An 18,519-nucleotide genomic window follows, 5' to 3' on the forward strand; every position below is an offset into this window, starting at 1 on the left:
CTCAGCTATCGACCTTCCATTCCCGCGGGCTGAGTCCGGTCTTGCGACGAAAGGCCCGGGCCAGGGCCGAAGGGCTTTCATAACCGACCTCTTGCGCGATCAGTGCAATCGGCCGGCCTTCGCGCAGACGTTTCTGCGCCAGGCTGATGCGCCAGCTCACCAGATAGTCGGCCGGCGACTGCCCGACAACGCGACGAAACTGCTCGGCGAATCCGGCGCGAGACTGGTTGGCGGCAGTCGCCAGATCCGCCACGCGCCAGGCTTTGGCCGGCTGCTCGTGCATCAGGGTCAAGGCGCGGGACAAGCGCGGATCGGCCAGCCCGGCCATCATCCCCGGTTGCTGAACACGGCTGCTGATCAAGTGCCGCAACAGCAGGATCACCAGCAATTCGAACAGCCGATCCATCACCGCCATGCGCCCGCAATGACCGTCAAAGGCTTCTCTGAACAGCCAATTCAGGGTGTTGCCCATCTCCGGCACTTCAGTGAGTTTGAGCACCAGGTAATCCGGCAGTGCTGCCGCCAGTGCATTGCCCGAGCCACCGTCAAACGACAGCGTAGCGCAGACCAGTTGCGCGCCCATGGCCTCGTCGGCGGACATCCGGTGCGTGAAGGGTCTGGGGAAGAAAATCAGCGAGGGCTCGACGATGCGGATCTCGCGTTCATTGCCCGGTTTGAGCAGCAATTCGCCGGCCTGCAACAGGTGCACATGCCCCACCGGTTCGTCCTTGTGCAGACCGAGGCCGCAGAAACTGCCGCTGTGAAAGGTACCGGCGTTCACGCCGAAATGGCTGAGCAGCGTGGAAAGGCGATCCATGGACGACTCCCGGAGCATATTTGGACGATCTGTCGCATATCCTCGACGATCTGCTGCCAAAGCACCAGCCGTGCTGAATAGCATGACCTCCATCCCCGGCGCACTTCGCACCGGACTTCTGGAGAGTCACCATGAGCCGCATCCCTGCCATCAGCCTTGAAAACGCCACCGACGCCAGCCGCCCGATTCTGGAAGGCGTGAAGAAAAAAATCGGCTTCCTGCCCAATGTCTTCACCACCCTGGCCAAAGCCCCGGTGGCCCTGGAAGCCTACGTGCAAGCCTCGGCGATCCTCGGCAAGACCTCGCTGAGCGCCAAGGAAAAAGAAGCGGTGTATCTCGCCACGTCCCAGGTCAACGGCTGCGATTATTGCCTGGCGGCGCACAGCCTGTTTGCCAGCAAGGCCGGACTCTCGGCACAGGACATCGGCGCGGCGCGTCAGGGTGAACTGAATGCCTATGCCGCCCTCGCCCGGCAGTTGACGCAAAGCCGCGGGCACCTGAGCGATGAGCAGATCGCCGCCGCTCGTGCTGCCGGTATCGACGACAGTAAGATCATCGAGGTGATTGCCTTGGTCGCCGTGCAGTCGCTGACCAATTACCTGAACAACGCGGCCTTGACCGACATCGACTTCCCGGCCATTGATTGAACGCGAAAAACTGTGAAAGCGGGCTTGCTCGCGAAAGCGCTGGGTCAGTCAACTGGTGTGTTGGATGACCCTCCGCCTTCGCGAGCAGGCTCGCTCCCACTATTGGTTAGTGATGCTCGACGCCGGCGCGTTTCAGCAGCTTCTTGCAGCGCTCGGACAGATGAAAAACCTGCAACACCTTCCCTGCCTTTGCGTAACGCTCACGCAATGTCTTCAACGCGGCAATCGCCGAATAATCGACAAAGCTCAGATGCCGGCAATCCAGCGTCACTTTCGCCGGGTCATTGGCCGGGTCGAACTGGTTGAGGAACGGCGTGGTCGAGGCGAAAAACAGTGTGCCGTGCAGGCGGTAGAGCTTGCTGCCATCGGCCTCCAGATGCTCGTCGGCGTACAACTCGCGGGCCTGCTGCCAGGCGAAGTTCAGCGCGGCGATGATGATCCCGCACAGTACGGCGGTGGCCAGGTCGGTGAACACGGTGATGGTGGTGACCGCGATGATCACCAGCACATCGTTGAGCGGCACTTTGTTCAACACCCGCAACGAGGCCCAGGCGAAGGTCTGCTGCGAGACCACGAACATCACGCCCACCAGCGCCGCCAGCGGAATGCGCTCGATCAGCGGCGACAGGAACAGGATGAACAACAGAATCAGCCCCCCCGCCACCACCCCGGACAAGCGCCCGCGTCCGCCAGAGCTGAGGTTGATCACGGTCTGGCCGATCATCGCGCACCCGCCCATGCCGCCGAACGCGCCGGAGACCATGTTCGCCGCGCCCAGGGCCACGCACTCGCGATCCGGGTAACCACGGGTTTCGGTGATTTCGTCGGTGAGGTTCAGCGTCAGCAGGGTTTCCAGCAGGCCGACCAGCGCCATCAGAATCGCGTACGGCGCGATGATGCGCAGGGTCTCCAGGTTCCACGGGAGGTCCGGCAACGCGAAGCTCGGCAGACCGCCGGCGATGTGCGCCATGTCGCCAAGGGTGCGGGTCGGCAGGCCGAACAGGTAGACCAACAGCCCCACGCCGAGGATCGCCACCAGCGCCGGCGGCACCGCGCGGGTCAGGCGCGGCAGGAGGTAGACGATGGCCATGGTCAGCAACACCAGCCCGGCCATCAGGTACAGCGGCGTGCCGCTGAGCCAGTGTTCGCCACTCTTGAAATGCTCCAGTTGCGCCAGCGCAATGATGATCGCCAGGCCGTTGACGAAGCCAAGCATCACCGGGTGCGGCACCATGCGCACCAGTTTGCCCAGGCGCAGCAGCCCGAACGCCATCATGATCAGACCGCCCAGCAACACCGTCGCCAACAGGTACTGCACACCGTGCTGCACCACCAGCGCGACGATGACCACCGCCATCGAACCTGCCGCGCCGGAGACCATCCCCGGCCGCCCGCCGAACAACGCGGTCAACGTACAAATGATGAACGCGCCGTACAGGCCCATCAGTGGATTGAGGTGGGCCACCAGCGCGAACGCAATGCATTCGGGCAACAGGGCAAACGAGGTGGTGAGTCCGGCCAGGACATCGGCGCGCAGACGTTGTGATTTCATGGCTTACCTGACTGGCGGCCGACGAGTGTGGCCGCGGATGTTCGCGAAAATGAGGGGTGCGGATGTTACGGAATAGTTCGCAAGCGGGCCAGTGATCGCTGACACCCGTCGACGCGCGATTTATGCTGACGCGCTTCTGCTTCCATCGAGTACGACCATGACTGCATTGCTGAGTGCCCGTGACGTTTGCCAGCGCCTGCGCGAGGCTGCTTTGGGTGTGCGGGCGTTCAACCGAAGCCAGACGCCCGGTGACGCCGGACTGGTTGCGGTGGATATCGAAGGCTGGCGCCTGTTGCTGGATATTGAAGATGGGCGATTGCATCACTGTGAACACTGCCGCTGCGCGCAGGGTCGCGAATGGCATTTCAACGCCCGCTATGGCACTGATCCGGTCAACCTGCTGAGCACTTGGGAGCTGGCACAGATCGAGAACCTGCTGAGGCCAGACCGGCTAGAGGCAGGCTGATCACTGCATGGGCGAAGACGGTTGCCCGATGCTGGCACTCTGCCCATAATTCGCCCCCCCCTTTTATTCCTCACGCAAGGAAACGCCGTGAACAAGTCTTTGTTGTTGATCCCGATGCTGGCCGTGCTGCTGCAAGGGTGTGGCATGACCATGACCCGCTATGAGCCGAGCTACGAAAACGTCCAGAAGCTCAAGCAAACGCCACCCCTGCATGCGATCAGCAATCCGCAAGTGAGTGCCGAGTCCGGCGAAGGGTCGCTGATGGTGCGGGCCAACCCGGTGCGCTCGCCGTCCGGCAGCATTCCGGCGCACATTCAGGACGCGATCACCGAAGAGCTGCGCAAGGCCGGCCTGCTTGATCCGCAAGCCCAGCGTCAGCTGAAAGTGCTGGTGGTGAAGAACAACCTGTCGGCCGGCATGGGCACCGGCGATGGCCAGCTTGCTGCACGCTTCACGCTGCTCAATGGCCAGAACGTGGTCTACGACGCGACCAAGAATGTCAGCAGCCAGTGGAGCAGCAGCTTCTTCGGTTTCATTGCGATTCCGAATGCGGTCAACGCCTACAACCCGATGCTGCGCGATTTGCTGAAGGAACTGTACAGCGATCCTCAGTTCATCCAGGCCCTGAAATAAGGCCAAAAAAAGAGCCGCAATTGCGGCTCTTTTTTTGGCATCACGCCCGTGGAGTACGGGTGTCGAGCGCCGAGTATTTCAGGTTGTTGTTGTCGATCATTTGCTTGAGCAGCGCATTGACCTGACGGGCGAACGTGTCGTTGACGGCCGCCTTCGGGGTATTGCCCATCAGCGGAATGAACCAGATACCGATCCAGGTACCGACCGCATCATGATTACTCGCGGTAGTGAGGGCCTGGCCTGTGCCATCCACGGCTTCGAGGCTCATGGTGTATTGGTCGGTGCCGTACGCCGGGATCACACCCAGGCTGAAACCACTGATGAAGCCCAGCACCATCGAACCGGCATTCGGCGGATGGTTGTACATTTTCAGACGCAGGCTGTAGTCGCCCGGTTGCTTCTGGAACTCGTCCAGCGTGACACGGCCGAACAGGCCCGAATCGGTCAGAATCTTTTGCAGCTCAGGCTTGAGCTGGTCACGGGCCTGCGGCACTTCTACGGCCGAAGCGCTTTTTGGCTCGCCCTGATAGAAATCGAAGTCCACATAGACATTGGGTTTGTTGGCGTAGCTGGCCATCGATGGCAGTTTGACCGGCGCCACTTCGTCTTTGGTGAAACTGGCACAGCCACCGAGCGCAAGCACCAGGCCCAGCGCCAGGATTTTCCCGAATTGCATGTTGTCTTCCCTATGTGAACCCAGCCAAATGATGTCAAAGAGCCTCCATTGCAGAGGCCGGGCGGATTCTAGAGAGAGCTGTCGGTCGAGGAAAGGCTGAATCGGAAAATTTACATAAAAAGTCAGTCAGCCTGCCGCAAGTCGAGGTTGTAGGTGAAGTAACCCGTATCACGCACATAACCCAGCGACTCGTACAACGCCTGCGCCGTGAGGTTGTCAGTGGCGGTTTCCAGCACCAGGCCTTTGGCGCCGGTCTGCAGCGCGAAGTCCCGCGCGCAGTTCATCAGCGACCGCCCGACGCCACGACCACGGGCAGCGGGCGCGGTGAACAAATCGCTGAGCAGCCAGGTGCGGCGGGCATCGATCGAGGAAAACGTCGGGTACAACTGCACAAAGCCCAGAGCGTCGCCGTTTTCATCCTGCGCGAGGAAAATCGCCGATTCGTCCCTTGCCATGCGCTCGGCGATGAACGCACGCGATTGCGCCAGATTCGACGGCTGCTGATAAAAACCACGATACGCGTCGAACAAACTTGCCACGGCCTCCAACTCAGCGGTGGTGGCGCGCAGTACCTGAACGGTCATATCCCCTCCCCGTCATACAAATGATCGATCCAGCATAGCGCTGGCCGAGGAGTTAGCTGGCCTCTTCGCTATATAGTTTTGTATATTGCGAAACCGAATTCGCCAGAACCCGCCCCATGCCATGCATTCACATCGTGTTCCCATGAGCGCCATCCGCGTGCGCAACGAGCAGTTGATTCTCGCCGCTGCCAGCGAAGAGTTTGCCGCCCGTGGCTTCGACGCCACCCAGACGCGCGATATCGCCGCCCGCGCCGGCGTCCCCAAGGCCAACCTGTATTACTACTTCCAGACCAAGGAAAACCTGTACTCGAAAGTCCTGCTGGGGTTCGTCGAACCGCTGCTGGAAGCTTCGGCAGCGCTGCGCGAAAGCGACGATCCGCTGATCGGCCTGCGCGCCTACGTCGCCGCACGAATCCGCATCGCCCGCGAACATCCGGCGATTGCCAAGGTGTTCAGCGGCGAACTGCTGCTCGGCGGCCGCCAGTTGCCAGGCGAATGCCGCGACCTGCTGCACGCCGAAGCCCGGCGCAACGTCGACTGCCTGCGCAGTTGGATCGAGCGCGGCTTGCTGGCCCCGGTAGACCCGGAGCACCTGATGCTGTTCATCTGGTCGGCGACCCGCACCTACACCAACATCGGCTGGCAAATGGGCTGCATCACCGGACGCCCGGTGCCGCAGGATGAGGACTATCAGACCGCGGCAGAGACGATTACGCGGATGGTGCTGGAGGGGGTGGTGCCACCGCGCACCGGGGAGATTCGTGGGGTCTTGTTTGCGACTTGACGTGTGAGGGCTGTTTCGTATCAAGGCGCTAGCAAGCACGCTCCCACAGGTAATGCTGTTCACTTAAGCCCGACACTGTGACTGTGGCGAGGGAGCTTGCTCCCGCTGGACTGCGTAGCAGTCCCTCTTTTGGGACCGCTTCGCGGCCCAGCGAAGTGAGCAGCATTACGCTCCCACAGGGCACTTATGCTGGACATCGGAATCTGTGAACACCCTCGCTCCCACAGGGGTATTCGCTGGCTTTAGAGAACGATCTCGGCTGCGGGGTTGATGTCGATGCGGCCGGTGGCCCCCGTCAAGTGCGCCAGGTCCTTGTTGTGTTCGGCGATGATGTCTTCGGCGCTCATGTTGCCGTTGTCGAGGGTGGAATGGGCGTCCGCGGCCAGCACCACGTCGTAGCCCAGTTCATGCGCCTTGCGCACGGTGGCGTTGACGCAGTAGTCGGTTTGCAGGCCGCAGATGATCAGGCGCTCGAAGTCTTCGCTGGGCAGCAGTTTGCCCAGGTCGGTCTGGTAGAACGAATCCGGGGTGGTTTTGCGTACACGCAGATCTTTTGCTTCAGTCAGCAGGCCTTCGGCCAGTTGCCAGCCTTCGGTACCGTGGGCCAGCGGGCTGCCCGTTTCTTCATGCTGAATCAGCACCACCGGCACGCCAGCCTTTCGCGCGCGCGTGCTGAGCTGGTTGATGGTGGCGATGACGCGTTGGATGTCGAAGCACTGGTACTGGCCGGAGCAGAGAACCTGCTGGACGTCGATGATCAGCAATGCGCTAGACATGATGAGCCTTCCTTGATCGATCCTTGAGACAGGGGCGGACCTGCGCCCGCCCCCCTTTACGCTGCTCAATACCCCAATGACAACCCGGTGTTGCGCCGAGGATCGTTGGCGCCGTAGAAGCGGTTCTTGCCCACCGGCTTACCGCCCAGCGACGGCGCGCCGACCAGGATCGCCGCGATGTGGTTGGCGTCCTGCGGCCCGGCAAACTTGTGGCCCCAGCTCTCGAGAATTTTCTTCGTATCGGGGCTGGCGGCGAAGTCTTCGAGGTTGGTTTCCTCCGGCATCCATTGCTGGTGGAAGCGTGGCGCGTCGACCGCTTCCTGCAGGCCCATGCCGTAGTCGATGACGTTGAGCATGGTCAGCAAGGTCGCGGTGATGATCCGGCTGCCCCCCGGCGTGCCCACCACCATCACCACGTTGCCGTCCTTGGTAACGATGGTCGGGCTCATCGACGACAGCGGGGTTTTGCCCGGGGCGATGGCGTTGGCCTCACCCTGTACCAGACCGTACATGTTCGGCACGCCAACCTTGGAGGTGAAGTCGTCCATCTCGTCGTTGAGGATCACCCCGGTCTTGCTCGCCATCACGCCGGCACCGAACCAGTCGTTGAGGGTGTAGGTCACCGACACCGCGTTGCCCCACTTGTCGACGATCGAGTAATGCGTGGTGTTGTTGCCTTCATGTGGCGCAACGCCGGGTTTCAGCTCGGCGGAGATGCCGGCCTTCTGTGGCTGGATCGCGTTGCGCAGCGTGGTCGCGTAGTTCTTGTCCAGCAGGTGCTCGATCGGGTTCTTGACGAAATCCGGGTCGCCCAGATAGCTGTTGCGGTCCACGTAGGCGTGGCGCATCGCTTCGATCTGGTAGTGCATGCCCTGAGCCGAATGGAAGCCCAGATCCTTCATCGGATAACCTTCAAGGATGTTCATGATCTCGCAGATCACCACCCCGCCGGAGCTTGGCGGTGGCGCCGAGACCACGTGGTAGCCACGGTAGTCGCACTCCACTGGGGCCAGTTCGCGGGTCTTGTATTTGTCGAGGTCGGCCTGGGTGATGATGCCCTTGTTGGCCTGACTGGAGGTGACGATGGCGTCAGCGACCCAGCCTTTATAGAAGCCGTCGGCGCCCTTGTCCGAGATGGTGCGCAGGGTTTTCGCCAGGTCCTTCTGCACCAGTTTCTGCCCGACCTGCAGCGGTTCGCCGTTGTGCAGGAAGATCGCCCCGGAATCACGCATGTCCTTCTTGAACACATCGGTGGCGTAGTCCAGCAGATCGACGTCGCCCTGCTCCAGTTCGAAACCGTCTTCAGCCAGTTTGATCGCCGGCGCGATCATCTCCTTGCGCGGCTTGGTACCGTACTTTTTCAGCGCCAGCTCCATGCCCGACACGGTGCCCGGCACTGCCACGGCGAGATGGCCACGGGTGCTCAGGTCCGGGACGACATTGCCATCCTTGTCCAGGTACATGTTGGCTGTTGCCGCCAAGGGTGCTTTTTCGCGGAAGTCGAGGAAGGTCTTGCGCCCGTCCGCCAGTTGAATGGTCATGAAACCGCCACCCCCCAGGTTCCCGGCCGCGGGATACACCACCGCCAGCGCATAGCCCACGGCCACCGCGGCATCCACCGCGTTACCGCCGCTTTTCAACACATCCACGCCGACGTGGGAAGCCAGATGTTGGGCGGTGACCACCATGCCGTTTTCGGCGGCCACCGGCGCCACCGACGCGGCATGGGCCATGAGGCAGCTCAGTGCCAGTGACGTCGCAATCAGCGTTTTGGCCAAAGGTTCGTACTTCATGAGTCGATCTCTTTTTTTGTTTTCAGGGTCTGTGCAAAACAGAGGGGGAACGCTTCAAAAGCAACAAGCAGTATGGTCGCTATTGCGATTTGCGCCTCCCGGATCAGGCAGTATGCTGGGCGCTCTCGCCGTGCCGATCCGGAGCTCTGCCCCCATGCCCTACACGTTCATCACCCTGCCCTCACCCGTCGGCGAATTGAAGCTGGTTGCGAACGGCGCACGACTGGCGGCCATCCTCTGGGAAAACGACAAACCGGGCCGGGTGCGCCTCGGGCCGATGACGCTAGCGCCGGACAATCCGCTGCTGCAGAACGCCGCTCGACAGCTGCAGGAATATTTCGCCGGCCATCGCGATCGCTTCGATCTGGAACTGGATTTCGTCGGCACCGATTTTCAGAAGAAGGTCTGGGCGGCACTGCTGACCATCCCGTTTGGCGAAACCCGCACCTACCGCCAGATCGCCGAACAGATTGGCAACCCAGCGGCCGTGCGTGCAGTGGGGGCGGCGAATGGGCGCAATCCGATTTCGATTGTGGCGCCGTGTCATCGGGTGATTGGTGCTTCGGGGAAGTTGACCGGGTTTGCGGGTGGGCTTGAAGCCAAGCAACGGTTGTTAGTACTGGAGGGTGGCGATTGGTGCGACGTCGGTAAAACAGGCGACCTGTTTTAATTCCGTGAATGCCATTTTGTGGCGAGGGAGCTTGCTCCCGCTCCAGTGCGCAGCACTGGCAAAAACCTGGGCTGCTGCACAGCCCGGCGGGAGCAAGCTCCCTCGCCACAATGGATTTGCGTTGAATCAGGCGCTGAACAGGTTATTCATCGCCGCATACTGCAACAGCATGATGGTCTTGGCGTCGCAGATCTCGCCGCGCTCGAACGCCGCCAACGCGTCATCGAAGCCCCACTCCAGCACTTCCAGTTCCTCGGTTTCCTCTTCCAGGCCTCCGCCCTCGCTGACCTTCGACTTGGCGTCGTACTCGGCAATGAAGAAGTGCAGTTTCTCGGTCACCGAGCCGGGGCTCATGTAGGCCTCGAACACTTTCTTCACGTCGTGCACGCGGTAACCGGTTTCTTCTTCGGCCTCGTCGCGGATGCGCTGCTCCGGTGCAGCACCCTCGAGCAGTCCCGCCGCCACTTCGATCAACAAGCCGTCGTGGCCATTGACGAACACCGGCAAGCGGAATTGGCGAGTCAGCACCACCGTGCGCTGCTCGCGGTTGAACAACAGGATCGCCGCGCCATTGCCACGGTCGTAGACCTCGCGCGTTTGCCGCTGCCAGTCGCCGTTGTTGCGCAGGTAGTCAAAGGTAATTTTCTGCAACAGGTACCAGTCGTGGGACAACACCTGAGTGTCGACAATGTTGACCCGCTCGGCGGTCTTGGTCATGACGCCTGTTCCTTTTTTTCATCGGAAAGTACCCATGTTCGAATAAACGCGCCCACAAAAAAAGCCCGGCAGCGCTACCGGGCTTCTTCATTTGCGTTTAACGGGCGAGGCGCGACAACGCCTCATCCGTCTCCTGCGCCGCTGCTCGTACACTGTGAATCAGCGGTCCATATCGGCGACTGAACTCCCAGTTGTACGGTACGCCGTCCTTGCTGACACCGTTGTCCCAGTTCACCGACCAGGTCATCAGGCCCTTGATCGCCAGCCCTTTGATCGCCAGGCGCTTGAGCGCATTGCCCACTGCCGTGCTGTCGATCACGTAACCGGTGGCGGCGGCGTCAACGTTGGTCGGCAGGCCGATGACGAATTTGTCCGCCGGGATTTTGGTGAAGCCCCGAGTACCGGTCACCAGACTTTCGGTCAGGTAGTAGAGGAAGTCCTCTTTCAGCGCGTCGTTGTTCTGCGCGATCCAGGCGCCGTTGCCGTTATTGGCCTCCGGCACCCAGACCCCGTCGCCACCCTGGTTATAAAACTGCGGGGCGATAAAGTCGTAGTAGCCTTCCAGCGCCTGCAGGTAACCAACGTATTTGCCGTTGCTGGTCAGGTACGGAAACTCCGGGGCCATGCTGATGATGAAGTGCTTGCCTTGGCCGGCGTAGTGATCCTTGACCCGTTTCAGTGCGGCCGGCAGCACGGTCTTGTTGGCAGCGAAATCAATCGCGCTCTGTTCAAGATCGATGTCCAGCCCATCAAAGCCGTAGGTTTCCACCAGACGGATGATTTCATTGGCCAGCGGTTGTTCCTGCCCGGCACGCAACTCGATGTGCGCATCGGCACCGCCCAGGGACAGCAACACCGCCCGCCCCTGGCTGTTGAGCACGCCAACCTGGCGGCGGAACTCGGCATCGGACACGTTGAACGGCTTGAAGGTGGGAATCCCGCTGCCCTTCATGAAGGCCACCGCGACCACGTTGTATTCCTTGGGCACCGCCTCCAGAGCGATTTCCGCGAAGCGGCCCTGACGGTAGCCGTCACTGGGGCCGGCCGGCCAGTTGTGCCAGAAACCCATGAGGATCTTCTTGCCGGCGATGCTGGGCATCAGCGAAGCCGCATCGGCTGCCTGGTTTTGCACGAGTGTGAAGTCGATATTTGCCATGTTCTAATCCTTCAGAACTTGTGGGTTTGGCGTTGTGCCGTTATTTGAAATCGACGTCGAACGCCTGATAGAACGCGTTGCCGGTGTTGGCGACGATCCACATCAGCACGATGACGTGACGGCCCTTTTTATTGGCCGGCAATTTCACCGAATGATTGACCTTGGCCTTCAATTCCCCCGGATAGCTGTAATACGGCACTTGAGTGTAGAAGTCTTCGGCGAAAGGCTGCGCCTCGAGCTGTGCACGGGAAATACGCTGTTTCGGATCCCAGCCATCCTTGGTGATCATCCACCGGTAGCCGCGGGTGGTGTGCGGCGCGGTGTATTCCCACTTCACTTCCAGCGTCTGGCCCGGGGTGACGCTGAGCAATGGCCAGTTGAAAGGACGGTTGAGCTTTTTGCTCATTTCCTCGTCGGTGAAGTTCACACAGTCTCGGGCATCGGTCTTGCCACCGCTGAGAATGAAACCATCACCGGGCGGCGTGACGCTGTCACTGTCGCTGCCATAGGGAGCAGGGAAAGGCCCTGCCGTCAGCGCCGGGAAGTTCTTGCCCCCTTCCATTTCATTGACCTGCCAGGCACCGAGCAATCCTTGCTCGATGGCTACCGCACCGCGGCTGGCTGGAGAGGTGACGCGACCGTGTCGCAATGACGTTTGAGCTTGTGGTTGATTCATGTTTTTCACTCCGTTGATTTAAGAACTCTCCTGTCCGAGGAGAGGCCTTCAAGCTAACGGAGGTGGTTTTTTTGTCCATCGGCGGTTTTGTCGCAGGCATCCGCTCTCGTTGAGAGAAAAGGCCGAAAACACTGGATATATATACAGTCTATTGCGACAAAACCGACCCGACGCATGGCTAAAGACCTACACGCGGACGCTGCAAAAACCGGCATTCATCGCTTATGGCAACTGTGCCTGATATTCCTTTTCGTACTGGCCGGCCAGTTGCTCCTTTTGTTTGTCGTCGAGCAACTTGCCAGCCATCTGGAAGAACTTCTGCTCTTCTTCTTTGAGGTGGTGATGGACTTTGTCCGAGAGTTTTTTCGCCGTTGCCAGCCACGCCGGGCTGGACATCTCGGTCTCGTCCAGTTCTTCCATCATCTCGTCCATCTCGTGATGTTCCGAGATCGCGTGGCGACTCAGGTCGACGCCGTTGTCGAACTCCATCAACGGGATGTAGAAGTGGCGCTCTTCAGCGGTTTCGTGGGCCTGCAGTTCAGCCTTGAGCTGCTTGTAGGCTTCAACCCGCTCCGGGGTGTCGCCGCTGGTTTCGACCAGGGCTTTGGCGTAACTGCGCTGGCGGTCGTGGCTTTCGCGAAGGGCTTCGAAAATATTCATGGGGGGTCCTCATCAACCGCGTTCGAAATGACGCTGTAAACGCTAGACCCCAGCGCGACAGCGGCGGTTCCAAAGGGATGTGCGAGGACTTGGAAGACGCCCCCCAAGCAGGATAGGCTGCGGGCTCACCTCACAAGGAAGTTACGCATGACGTTGCGAATCGAGCTGTCGAAGAACCCTACGGAAGAACAACGCAAGGCTATTCTCGAGCCTTTGATTGCGTATAACGACGCAAAGACCGGTGGCAGCATTTCGGAACCGTTCGCCCTGCTGGTGCGCGATGAACACGACGCGATTCTCGGCGGTCTGTACGGCCGGGTGATTTTTACCTGGATGTACATCGAGTTGCTCTGCGTACCGGAACAGGGTCGCGGACAACGCATCGGCTCGGAACTGATGGCCATGGCGGAAAATCTGGCCAGAGAGAAGAACTGCCTGGGTATCTGGCTGGACACCTTCGATTTTCAGGCGCCGGAGTTTTACAAGAAGCTGGGATTCAGCCAGTTTGGCGAGATTATCGATTACCCGCCTGGGCATAGTCGCCATTATTTCCAGAAGCGTTTGATCGGTTGAACGCACTGGCCCCATGGCGAGCAGGCTCACTCCTCCACTGGATTTGTATAGGAGTGAGCCTGCTCGCGATGGCGGCAGCCGCCTCAACGCATGATCAGAGGCAGGTCGCCAACCCCGCCAACCGGCGCTTGGCGACAAAGTCATCCTTCTGCACGTAGTAATTGAGCACCGTGCCCGAGGCATCGCTGGTCACGTCGACAAACGACTCCGCCGAACGCGTATACACCGTCGAGCCGCCCTTCTTGCCCGGTTGCAGATACGCCCCGGCGTCCACGCCAAACACCGCCTCGTCCTGCCAGGCGAATTGCACGCACTGGGCCACGACTTTCTCGGGCTTGTCCGAGGTCAGGACTTTGTACGGGGCTTTGGTGCGAGAATCGTCCATCACCGAACCCGCGCAGCCAGCCAGCACGGTTGCGGCCAGCGCTACCATCAGAATTCGCATTGCATTCGCTCATTCAGAAAAAAGCGGACTGTATCATCGCGGCAGGCAAAATCGTTCTGCTTTACTGCATTTATAGCGCGACAGGCACGGTCTGCTGCGGCACCCTACGGTCATCAGCCTCACAAAGGAACGCATATGGCGCCCACCGACCAGCGACACGAACAGGCTCTGAAACTGTTTCTCGACGCGCGTCCCGAACTGCGCGAAACCCTCGATCATCTCAATCCTTTATTAGCCCAGGCCAAGGGTGAGACCCAGGCCCAGTACCGCGAAGAACGCTTGAATGAAGCGTTTGAAGCCGAAGCTGAGAACCTGGGACTGTTCGCTTGGGAACTGACCCTGCAGTTGACCGCCGCCACCCCTGAGGAATATCAGGCGCAACGCATGGACGTGCACCGCGAGGTGGCGGAAATGGCCGGCCTCGATTGGCTGGAATATTGCGAGTTGTATGAACTGAAAACGTAACCGCAAGGACTCTCATGCTGCCTTCCGCCACGAGCAACCGCGCCAGCCCCAAGCACCTGCACACAAAAAAGTGGCGCGGGCGGATCGGCTTGTCATTGGTGGCGGCGCTCTCGGTATTGGCAGGCATGACCGACGCCATCGGCTTCATGGCCAGCGGCGATTTTGTTTCGTTCATGAGCGGCAACACCACGCGCCTGGCGGTGGCCATCAGTGACGGCGATCTGGGGCTGACGTTGCGCCTGGTCATCCTCGTCGTCACATTCGTGATCGGTAATGCCTTGGGGATTGTGATCGGGCGCCTGGGCGGGCGGCGCACCCTGCCGCTATTGCTGTGCATCGCCACCCTGCTCTGCGCGGCGGCCGCCTGGCCCTCTGACACGCAACTGCCGGCGCTGCTGGCGGCGATCGTCGCGATGGGCATGCTCAACGCGGCGGTCGAGGAAGTGAACGGTCTGCCGGTGGGCCTGACTTACGTGACCGGGGCGCTGTCGCGGTTCGGCCGTGGACTGGGGCGCTGGATGCTCGGCGAACGCCGGAACGGCTGGCGGGTGCAACTGGTACCGTGGACTGGCATGTTCATCGGCGCGATTCTGGGGGCAGTGCTGGAACATCATCTGGGGCTGAAGGCCTTGTTCGTCAGCGGCTTGCTGGCGGCGGTGTTGGGCGTGCTGTCGCTGACCATTCCGCGGCGCTGGCAACTGGGCTATATGCCTCGTTGAAAACGCCTTACATACCGTAGGAGCTGCGGCACGCTGCGATCTTTTGATGTTGATTTCAACGATCAGAATCAAAAGATCGCAGCCTCGTTTCACTCGACAGCGCCGACAGGGGCATGCACTCAGGCAACTTGGGTTTCGCCGCTACACCGATAAAGCTTTATCATGGCCGCAGTTTTGCTGATCGAGTCCGTCATGAAGTTCGCCATTGCGCTGTTTTCCGCCGCCCATGCGCCCTCCTCGCGCCGTGCCCTGCTGTTTGCGCAGGCGGCACTGGCCGGGGGGCATGAGATTGTCCGGCTGTTTTTCTATCAGGATGGCGTCTACAACGCCTCCGACGCGGTGGTCACCCCGCAGGACGAACTGGACCTGCCCAAACAATGGCGCGCGTTCATCACCGAGCGGCAACTGGACGGCGTGGTGTGCATCGCCGCGGCCTTGCGCCGTGGTGCATTGAACGCCGAAGAAGCCAAGCGCTATCAGCGTAACGCGGTGTCGGTCAGCGCGCCATGGGAACTGTCCGGCCTCGGCCAGTTGCACGATGCGGTGCAGGACGCCGATCGACTGATCTGTTTCGGAGGCGCGTGACATGGCCAAATCCCTGTTGATCATCAGCCGCCAATCGCCATGGTCCGGCCCCGGCGCCCGCGAAGCGCTGGACATCGTGCTGGCCGGTGGCGCCTTCGATCTGCCGATCGGCTTGCTGTTTCTCGATGACGGCGTGCTGCAACTCGCCGCCGGGCAAAACGCCAAGGCCCTGCAGCAGAAAGACCTGAGCGCCAACCTGCAGGCGCTGCCGATGTTCGGCGTCGAAGCGCTGTTTTATTGCGCCGACAGCGCCAGCACTCGGGGCCTGAGCGATCGGTCGCTGGACGAGGCGCAACCGCTCGCCGCCGAACAAATCACCGCCCTTATTGACCGTTACGACCAGGTGATCACCCTCTGATGTCGACTTTGCATGTGTTGTCTCATTCCCCGTTCGGCGACGAGCGCCTGACCAGTTGCCTGCGCCTGCTCGGCGCTGCCGACGCCTTGCTGCTTTCCGGTGACGCGGTGTATGCCCTGCAACCCGGCACCGCACCGTTCACCGAGCTGCAAAGCCGTCAGCTGAAACTGTTTGTCCTGGCCGAAGATGCGCAGGCGCGCGCCGTGCAACTGCCGGACTGGGCCGAAGCCATCGATTACCCGGCCTTTGTCGAACTGTCGATCCACCACGACAAGGTCAACAGCTGGCTATGAACGCGATGACTGTCGGCGCCCGCGCCATCGAACTGGACAAGGATGGCTTTCTGGTCGACCTCGACGACTGGTCCCATGACGTCGCCAGCGCCCTCGCCGCTGCTGAAGACATCGAACTGACGCCCGAACACTGGGAAGTCCTCGAACTGCTGCGCAGCTTCTACGCCGAATTCCAGCTGTCCCCGGCCACCCGGCCGCTGGTCAAGTACACCGCACTGAAACTCGGTCCGGAGAAAGGCAACAGCCAGCATCTGAACCAACTGTTCAAAGGCACCCCTGCCAAACTCGCCGCGAAACTGGCGGGCCTGCCCAAACCGACGAATTGCTTATGACCGACTTTCCAGCGCTGACCCTCGAAACACCCGCCGAACACCCGTTCGCGCAATTTGTGCGAATCCTCGGCAAGGGCAAGCGCGGCGCCCGCGACCTGACCCGCGAGGAGGCCCGGGAGGCGATGGGCATGGTGCTCGACGACAAGGTCGAAGACACCCAGCTCGGCGCGTTCCTGATGCTGTTGCGGCACAAGGAAGAAAGCGCCGAGGAAATGGCCGGTTTCACCGAAGCCTTGCGCGAACGCTTGCAGGCGCCGGCGCTCAACGTCGATCTGGACTGGCCGACCTACGCCGGCAAGAAACGTCATCTGCCGTGGTACCTGCTGGCAGCCAAGTGCCTGGCGCAAAACGGCGTACGGATTTTCATGCATGGCGGCGGCGCGCACACCGCCGGGCGCTTGTACACCGAACAACTGCTCGGCGAGCTGAGCATTCCCCTGTGCCGCACCTGGCAGCAGGTCGGCAGTGCGCTGGACAACGGTGGCCTGGCGTTCATGCCGCTGATGGACTGGGCGCCGCAGTTGCAGAAGATGATCGACCTGCGCAACACCATGGGCCTGCGCTCGCCGATCCATTCGCTGGCGCGGATTCTCAACCCGCTGCGCGCAAGGTGTGGCCTGCAAAGTATTTTCCACCCGGGTTATCAAGCGGTGCACCGCGACGCCAGCGGCCTGCTTGGTGATACGGCGATCGTGGTCAAAGGCGATGGCGGCGAAATCGAGATCAACCCGGATGCCGACAGTCACCTGTACGGCACTGCCGGCGGCGAGAGTTGGGACGAGGAGTGGCCGCAGCTGTCGAGCCAGCGCCACGTCAAACCGGCCACGCTGGACGTTGAACATCTCAAGGCTGTGTGGCGCGGCGAGGTGGTCGACAGCTATCCGCACATGGCCTTGATCTCGACCATGGCCCTGGCCCTGCGCGGTCTCGGTCAAAGTCGTGAACAAGCGTTCGCCACCGCCGAGCAGTACTGGGCCGCGCGGAACAAATCGATTTAACCGATCATCGACGCCCGATCTTTGCGCTTTTTGTTCGAACTCATCGGAATAGACTCGGCTCCAACGCTTATTGGAATCAGGAGTCTGGATCATGGGTTTACTCGTCGATGGCCACTGGCAGGACAAGTGGTACGAAAGCAGCAAGGACGGCGCGTTCCAGCGCGAACAGGCGCAGCGCCGCCACTGGGTCACTGCTGACGGCCGGCCCGGGCCGAGCGGTGAAGGCGGTTTTGCCGCCGAAGCCGGGCGCTATCACCTCTATGTGTCGCTCGCTTGCCCGTGGGCACACCGCACGCTGATCCTGCGCAAGCTCAAAGGCCTGGAAAGCCTGATCGACGTGTCCGTGGTCAGTTGGCTGATGCTGGAAAACGGCTGGACCTTCGACAAGGCCCTCGGCTCGACCGGCGACAAGCTCGATCACTTCGACTTCATGCACCAGCGCTACACCGCCGACACCCCGGACTACACAGGCCGCGTCACGGTGCCGGTGCTGTGGGACAAGAAGCTCAAGCGCATCGTCAGCAATGAATCGGCAGAGATCATCCGCATGTTCAACAGCGCCTTCGATGGCCTGACCGGCAACGAGCTGGACTTCTACCCGGCACCGCTACGCGGTGAGATCGACGCGCTGAACGAGCGGATCTATCCGGCAGTGAACAACGGCGTGTATCGCGCCGGCTTTGCGACGTCGCAACAGGCTTACGAAGAGGCGTTCGATGAGGTGTTTGCCGAACTCGATCATCTGGAGCGGGTGCTGGGCGCCAATCGCTACTTGTCGGGTGAGTACCTGACGGAAGCGGACATCCGTTTGTTCACCACGATGATTCGTTTTGATGCGGTGTACCACGGTCACTTCAAGTGCAACCTGCGGCGGATTGCCGATTATCCGAACCTGTCGAACTGGCTGCGCGAGCTGTATCAGTGGCCGGGGATTGCCGAGACGGTGGATTTTCAGCACATCAAAAACCACTACTACGGCAGTCATAAGACCATCAATCCGACAGGGATTGTGCCGAGGGGGCCGAAGCAGGACTTCAGCATGGCGCATGATCGGGCGCGGCTGGCTGGCGAAGGAGTTTGGTTGAAAGGCTAACAGCACAAGCAAAGATCGCAGCCTGCGGCAGCTCCTACAGGGAACGCATTC

Annotated in this window: 24 protein-coding genes and 1 pseudogene; 14 read left to right on the plus strand and 11 right to left on the minus strand. The window is 60.9% G+C overall.

Annotation, left to right across the window (positions count from 1 at the left end):
- Position 1: 1 nt before the first annotated feature.
- Complete coding sequence (locus J5M57_RS13835; RefSeq protein WP_169840583.1) at positions 2 to 817, minus strand: AraC family transcriptional regulator; 816 nt, start codon at positions 815 to 817, stop codon at positions 2 to 4.
- Positions 818 to 948: 131 nt separating this feature from the next.
- Between J5M57_RS13835 and J5M57_RS13840 the strand changes: the two genes are divergently transcribed.
- A complete protein-coding gene (locus J5M57_RS13840) occupies positions 949 to 1,464 on the plus strand; it encodes a carboxymuconolactone decarboxylase family protein (protein ID WP_169840584.1) in 516 nt (171 codons plus the stop codon).
- A 106-nt stretch (positions 1,465 to 1,570) separates the two neighbouring features.
- On the opposite strand, the gene J5M57_RS13845 is transcribed toward J5M57_RS13840, so the two are convergent.
- Positions 1,571 to 3,016, minus strand: coding sequence for a SulP family inorganic anion transporter (locus tag J5M57_RS13845; RefSeq protein ID WP_207849222.1), 1,446 nt, complete (start codon positions 3,014 to 3,016; stop codon positions 1,571 to 1,573).
- A 157-nt stretch (positions 3,017 to 3,173) separates the two neighbouring features.
- On the opposite strand from J5M57_RS13845, the gene J5M57_RS13850 reads away from it, so the two are divergent.
- Together J5M57_RS13850 and J5M57_RS13855 are read left to right on the plus strand one after the other, a co-directional pair.
- Positions 3,174 to 3,482: a hypothetical protein gene (locus J5M57_RS13850; RefSeq protein ID WP_207849221.1), complete on the plus strand. Its 309-nt coding sequence runs from the start codon at positions 3,174 to 3,176 to the stop codon at positions 3,480 to 3,482.
- 87 nt (positions 3,483 to 3,569) lie between these two features.
- Entirely contained in the window at positions 3,570 to 4,115 is a 546-nt protein-coding gene (locus J5M57_RS13855; RefSeq protein WP_207849220.1) for a hypothetical protein, read from the plus strand.
- 40 nt (positions 4,116 to 4,155) lie between these two features.
- On the opposite strand, the gene J5M57_RS13860 is transcribed toward J5M57_RS13855, so the two are convergent.
- Positions 4,156 to 4,791 carry a hypothetical protein gene (locus J5M57_RS13860; RefSeq protein ID WP_083366277.1) on the minus strand — a complete coding sequence of 212 codons (636 nt, stop codon included), beginning with the start codon at positions 4,789 to 4,791 and terminating at the stop codon, positions 4,156 to 4,158.
- Positions 4,792 to 4,913: 122 nt separating this feature from the next.
- Entirely contained in the window at positions 4,914 to 5,375 is a 462-nt protein-coding gene (locus J5M57_RS13865; RefSeq protein ID WP_207871970.1) for a GNAT family N-acetyltransferase, read from the minus strand.
- Between the two features lie 142 nt (positions 5,376 to 5,517).
- On the opposite strand from J5M57_RS13865, the gene J5M57_RS13870 reads away from it, so the two are divergent.
- The gene (locus tag J5M57_RS13870; RefSeq protein ID WP_207849218.1) at positions 5,518 to 6,159 is read left to right on the plus strand and encodes a TetR/AcrR family transcriptional regulator; all 642 of its coding nucleotides are present in this window, start codon (positions 5,518 to 5,520) and stop codon (positions 6,157 to 6,159) included.
- Positions 6,160 to 6,401: 242 nt separating this feature from the next.
- On the opposite strand, the gene J5M57_RS13875 is transcribed toward J5M57_RS13870, so the two are convergent.
- Together J5M57_RS13875 and ggt are read right to left on the minus strand one after the other, a co-directional pair.
- The gene (locus J5M57_RS13875; RefSeq protein ID WP_207849217.1) at positions 6,402 to 6,935 is read right to left on the minus strand and encodes a cysteine hydrolase family protein; all 534 of its coding nucleotides are present in this window, start codon (positions 6,933 to 6,935) and stop codon (positions 6,402 to 6,404) included.
- Between the two features lie 65 nt (positions 6,936 to 7,000).
- Positions 7,001 to 8,728, minus strand: a complete 1,728-nt coding sequence (gene ggt, locus J5M57_RS13880; protein WP_207849216.1) for a gamma-glutamyltransferase — start codon at positions 8,726 to 8,728, stop codon at positions 7,001 to 7,003.
- 154 nt (positions 8,729 to 8,882) lie between these two features.
- On the opposite strand from ggt, the gene J5M57_RS13885 reads away from it, so the two are divergent.
- The gene (locus tag J5M57_RS13885) at positions 8,883 to 9,398 is read left to right on the plus strand and encodes a methylated-DNA--[protein]-cysteine S-methyltransferase (protein WP_169840593.1); all 516 of its coding nucleotides are present in this window, start codon (positions 8,883 to 8,885) and stop codon (positions 9,396 to 9,398) included.
- A gap of 126 nt (positions 9,399 to 9,524) precedes the next feature.
- Here J5M57_RS13885 and J5M57_RS13890 read toward each other — a convergent pair whose 3' ends face one another.
- The 4 genes and pseudogenes from J5M57_RS13890 to J5M57_RS13905 form a co-directional block, all read right to left on the minus strand.
- Positions 9,525 to 10,115, minus strand: coding sequence for an NUDIX domain-containing protein (locus J5M57_RS13890; protein WP_169840594.1), 591 nt, complete (start codon positions 10,113 to 10,115; stop codon positions 9,525 to 9,527).
- Between the two features lie 154 nt (positions 10,116 to 10,269).
- A pseudogene (locus tag J5M57_RS13895) lies at positions 10,270 to 11,271 on the minus strand (chitinase); the annotation flags it as partial.
- Between the two features lie 40 nt (positions 11,272 to 11,311).
- Positions 11,312 to 11,947, minus strand: a complete 636-nt coding sequence (locus J5M57_RS13900) for a lytic polysaccharide monooxygenase auxiliary activity family 9 protein (RefSeq protein WP_083366286.1) — start codon at positions 11,945 to 11,947, stop codon at positions 11,312 to 11,314.
- Between the two features lie 222 nt (positions 11,948 to 12,169).
- Positions 12,170 to 12,607 (minus strand): hemerythrin domain-containing protein, encoded by a 438-nt coding sequence (locus tag J5M57_RS13905; protein WP_027614687.1) that lies wholly within the window; start codon positions 12,605 to 12,607, stop codon positions 12,170 to 12,172.
- Between the two features lie 147 nt (positions 12,608 to 12,754).
- Here J5M57_RS13905 and J5M57_RS13910 point away from each other — a divergent pair, with 147 nt between their 5' ends.
- Complete coding sequence (locus J5M57_RS13910) at positions 12,755 to 13,180, plus strand: GNAT family N-acetyltransferase (RefSeq protein WP_207849214.1); 426 nt, start codon at positions 12,755 to 12,757, stop codon at positions 13,178 to 13,180.
- A 94-nt stretch (positions 13,181 to 13,274) separates the two neighbouring features.
- Here the strand turns inward: J5M57_RS13910 and J5M57_RS13915 are convergent, their stop codons facing one another.
- The gene (locus J5M57_RS13915; RefSeq protein ID WP_041074236.1) at positions 13,275 to 13,625 is read right to left on the minus strand and encodes a hypothetical protein; all 351 of its coding nucleotides are present in this window, start codon (positions 13,623 to 13,625) and stop codon (positions 13,275 to 13,277) included.
- Between the two features lie 135 nt (positions 13,626 to 13,760).
- Here J5M57_RS13915 and J5M57_RS13920 point away from each other — a divergent pair, with 135 nt between their 5' ends.
- The 8 genes from J5M57_RS13920 (at position 13,761) to J5M57_RS13955 (ending at position 18,468) form a co-directional block, all read left to right on the plus strand.
- Complete coding sequence (locus tag J5M57_RS13920; protein WP_064587022.1) at positions 13,761 to 14,090, plus strand: DUF6388 family protein; 330 nt, start codon at positions 13,761 to 13,763, stop codon at positions 14,088 to 14,090.
- Positions 14,091 to 14,104: 14 nt separating this feature from the next.
- Entirely contained in the window at positions 14,105 to 14,809 is a 705-nt protein-coding gene (locus J5M57_RS13925; protein ID WP_207849213.1) for a YoaK family protein, read from the plus strand.
- Positions 14,810 to 15,001: 192 nt separating this feature from the next.
- Complete coding sequence (gene tusD / locus J5M57_RS13930; protein WP_207849212.1) at positions 15,002 to 15,394, plus strand: sulfurtransferase complex subunit TusD; 393 nt, start codon at positions 15,002 to 15,004, stop codon at positions 15,392 to 15,394.
- A gap of 1 nt (position 15,395) precedes the next feature.
- The gene (tusC, locus tag J5M57_RS13935; protein ID WP_064587020.1) at positions 15,396 to 15,752 is read left to right on the plus strand and encodes a sulfurtransferase complex subunit TusC; all 357 of its coding nucleotides are present in this window, start codon (positions 15,396 to 15,398) and stop codon (positions 15,750 to 15,752) included.
- Positions 15,752 to 16,045 (plus strand): sulfurtransferase complex subunit TusB, encoded by a 294-nt coding sequence (tusB, locus tag J5M57_RS13940; RefSeq protein WP_207849211.1) that lies wholly within the window; start codon positions 15,752 to 15,754, stop codon positions 16,043 to 16,045. The genes tusC and tusB overlap by 1 nt, the downstream gene beginning before the upstream one ends.
- The gene (locus tag J5M57_RS13945; protein ID WP_169840599.1) at positions 16,042 to 16,377 is read left to right on the plus strand and encodes a TusE/DsrC/DsvC family sulfur relay protein; all 336 of its coding nucleotides are present in this window, start codon (positions 16,042 to 16,044) and stop codon (positions 16,375 to 16,377) included. The genes tusB and J5M57_RS13945 overlap by 4 nt, the downstream gene beginning before the upstream one ends.
- Positions 16,374 to 17,375: a glycosyl transferase family protein gene (locus J5M57_RS13950; RefSeq protein ID WP_083366293.1), complete on the plus strand. Its 1,002-nt coding sequence runs from the start codon at positions 16,374 to 16,376 to the stop codon at positions 17,373 to 17,375. Before J5M57_RS13945 ends, J5M57_RS13950 begins: the two co-directional genes overlap by 4 nt.
- Before the next feature lie 91 nt (positions 17,376 to 17,466).
- Positions 17,467 to 18,468 carry a glutathione S-transferase family protein gene (locus tag J5M57_RS13955; RefSeq protein ID WP_207849210.1) on the plus strand — a complete coding sequence of 334 codons (1,002 nt, stop codon included), beginning with the start codon at positions 17,467 to 17,469 and terminating at the stop codon, positions 18,466 to 18,468.
- The last annotated feature ends 51 nt before the right edge of the window (positions 18,469 to 18,519 follow it).

The organism is Pseudomonas sp. 86_A, assembly GCF_017491705.1.
In the GTDB taxonomy this organism is placed as follows: Bacteria; Pseudomonadota; Gammaproteobacteria; order Pseudomonadales; family Pseudomonadaceae; genus Aquipseudomonas; species Aquipseudomonas koreensis.

What these genes read in the sequence shown, in the direction of transcription:
- J5M57_RS13835 (WP_169840583.1), bottom strand. Translation starts at nt 817, where the DNA reads ATGGATCGCCTTTCCACGCTGCTCAGCCATTTCGGCGTGAACGCCGGT.
- J5M57_RS13840 (WP_169840584.1), top strand. Translation starts at nt 949, where the DNA reads ATGAGCCGCATCCCTGCCATCAGCCTTGAAAACGCCACCGACGCCAGC.
- J5M57_RS13845 (WP_207849222.1), bottom strand. Translation starts at nt 3,016, where the DNA reads ATGAAATCACAACGTCTGCGCGCCGATGTCCTGGCCGGACTCACCACC.
- J5M57_RS13850 (WP_207849221.1), top strand. Translation starts at nt 3,174, where the DNA reads ATGACTGCATTGCTGAGTGCCCGTGACGTTTGCCAGCGCCTGCGCGAG.
- J5M57_RS13860 (WP_083366277.1), bottom strand. Translation starts at nt 4,791, where the DNA reads ATGCAATTCGGGAAAATCCTGGCGCTGGGCCTGGTGCTTGCGCTCGGT.
- J5M57_RS13865 (WP_207871970.1), bottom strand. Translation starts at nt 5,375, where the DNA reads ATGACCGTTCAGGTACTGCGCGCCACCACCGCTGAGTTGGAGGCCGTG.
- J5M57_RS13870 (WP_207849218.1), top strand. Translation starts at nt 5,518, where the DNA reads ATGAGCGCCATCCGCGTGCGCAACGAGCAGTTGATTCTCGCCGCTGCC.
- J5M57_RS13875 (WP_207849217.1), bottom strand. Translation starts at nt 6,935, where the DNA reads ATGTCTAGCGCATTGCTGATCATCGACGTCCAGCAGGTTCTCTGCTCC.
- ggt (WP_207849216.1), bottom strand. Translation starts at nt 8,728, where the DNA reads ATGAAGTACGAACCTTTGGCCAAAACGCTGATTGCGACGTCACTGGCA.
- J5M57_RS13885 (WP_169840593.1), top strand. Translation starts at nt 8,883, where the DNA reads ATGCCCTACACGTTCATCACCCTGCCCTCACCCGTCGGCGAATTGAAG.
- J5M57_RS13890 (WP_169840594.1), bottom strand. Translation starts at nt 10,115, where the DNA reads ATGACCAAGACCGCCGAGCGGGTCAACATTGTCGACACTCAGGTGTTG.
- J5M57_RS13900 (WP_083366286.1), bottom strand. Translation starts at nt 11,947, where the DNA reads ATGAATCAACCACAAGCTCAAACGTCATTGCGACACGGTCGCGTCACC.
- J5M57_RS13905 (WP_027614687.1), bottom strand. Translation starts at nt 12,607, where the DNA reads ATGAATATTTTCGAAGCCCTTCGCGAAAGCCACGACCGCCAGCGCAGT.
- J5M57_RS13910 (WP_207849214.1), top strand. Translation starts at nt 12,755, where the DNA reads ATGACGTTGCGAATCGAGCTGTCGAAGAACCCTACGGAAGAACAACGC.
- J5M57_RS13915 (WP_041074236.1), bottom strand. Translation starts at nt 13,625, where the DNA reads ATGCGAATTCTGATGGTAGCGCTGGCCGCAACCGTGCTGGCTGGCTGC.
- J5M57_RS13920 (WP_064587022.1), top strand. Translation starts at nt 13,761, where the DNA reads ATGGCGCCCACCGACCAGCGACACGAACAGGCTCTGAAACTGTTTCTC.
- J5M57_RS13925 (WP_207849213.1), top strand. Translation starts at nt 14,105, where the DNA reads ATGCTGCCTTCCGCCACGAGCAACCGCGCCAGCCCCAAGCACCTGCAC.
- tusD (WP_207849212.1), top strand. Translation starts at nt 15,002, where the DNA reads ATGAAGTTCGCCATTGCGCTGTTTTCCGCCGCCCATGCGCCCTCCTCG.
- tusC (WP_064587020.1), top strand. Translation starts at nt 15,396, where the DNA reads ATGGCCAAATCCCTGTTGATCATCAGCCGCCAATCGCCATGGTCCGGC.
- tusB (WP_207849211.1), top strand. Translation starts at nt 15,752, where the DNA reads ATGTCGACTTTGCATGTGTTGTCTCATTCCCCGTTCGGCGACGAGCGC.
- J5M57_RS13945 (WP_169840599.1), top strand. Translation starts at nt 16,042, where the DNA reads ATGAACGCGATGACTGTCGGCGCCCGCGCCATCGAACTGGACAAGGAT.
- J5M57_RS13950 (WP_083366293.1), top strand. Translation starts at nt 16,374, where the DNA reads ATGACCGACTTTCCAGCGCTGACCCTCGAAACACCCGCCGAACACCCG.
- J5M57_RS13955 (WP_207849210.1), top strand. Translation starts at nt 17,467, where the DNA reads ATGGGTTTACTCGTCGATGGCCACTGGCAGGACAAGTGGTACGAAAGC.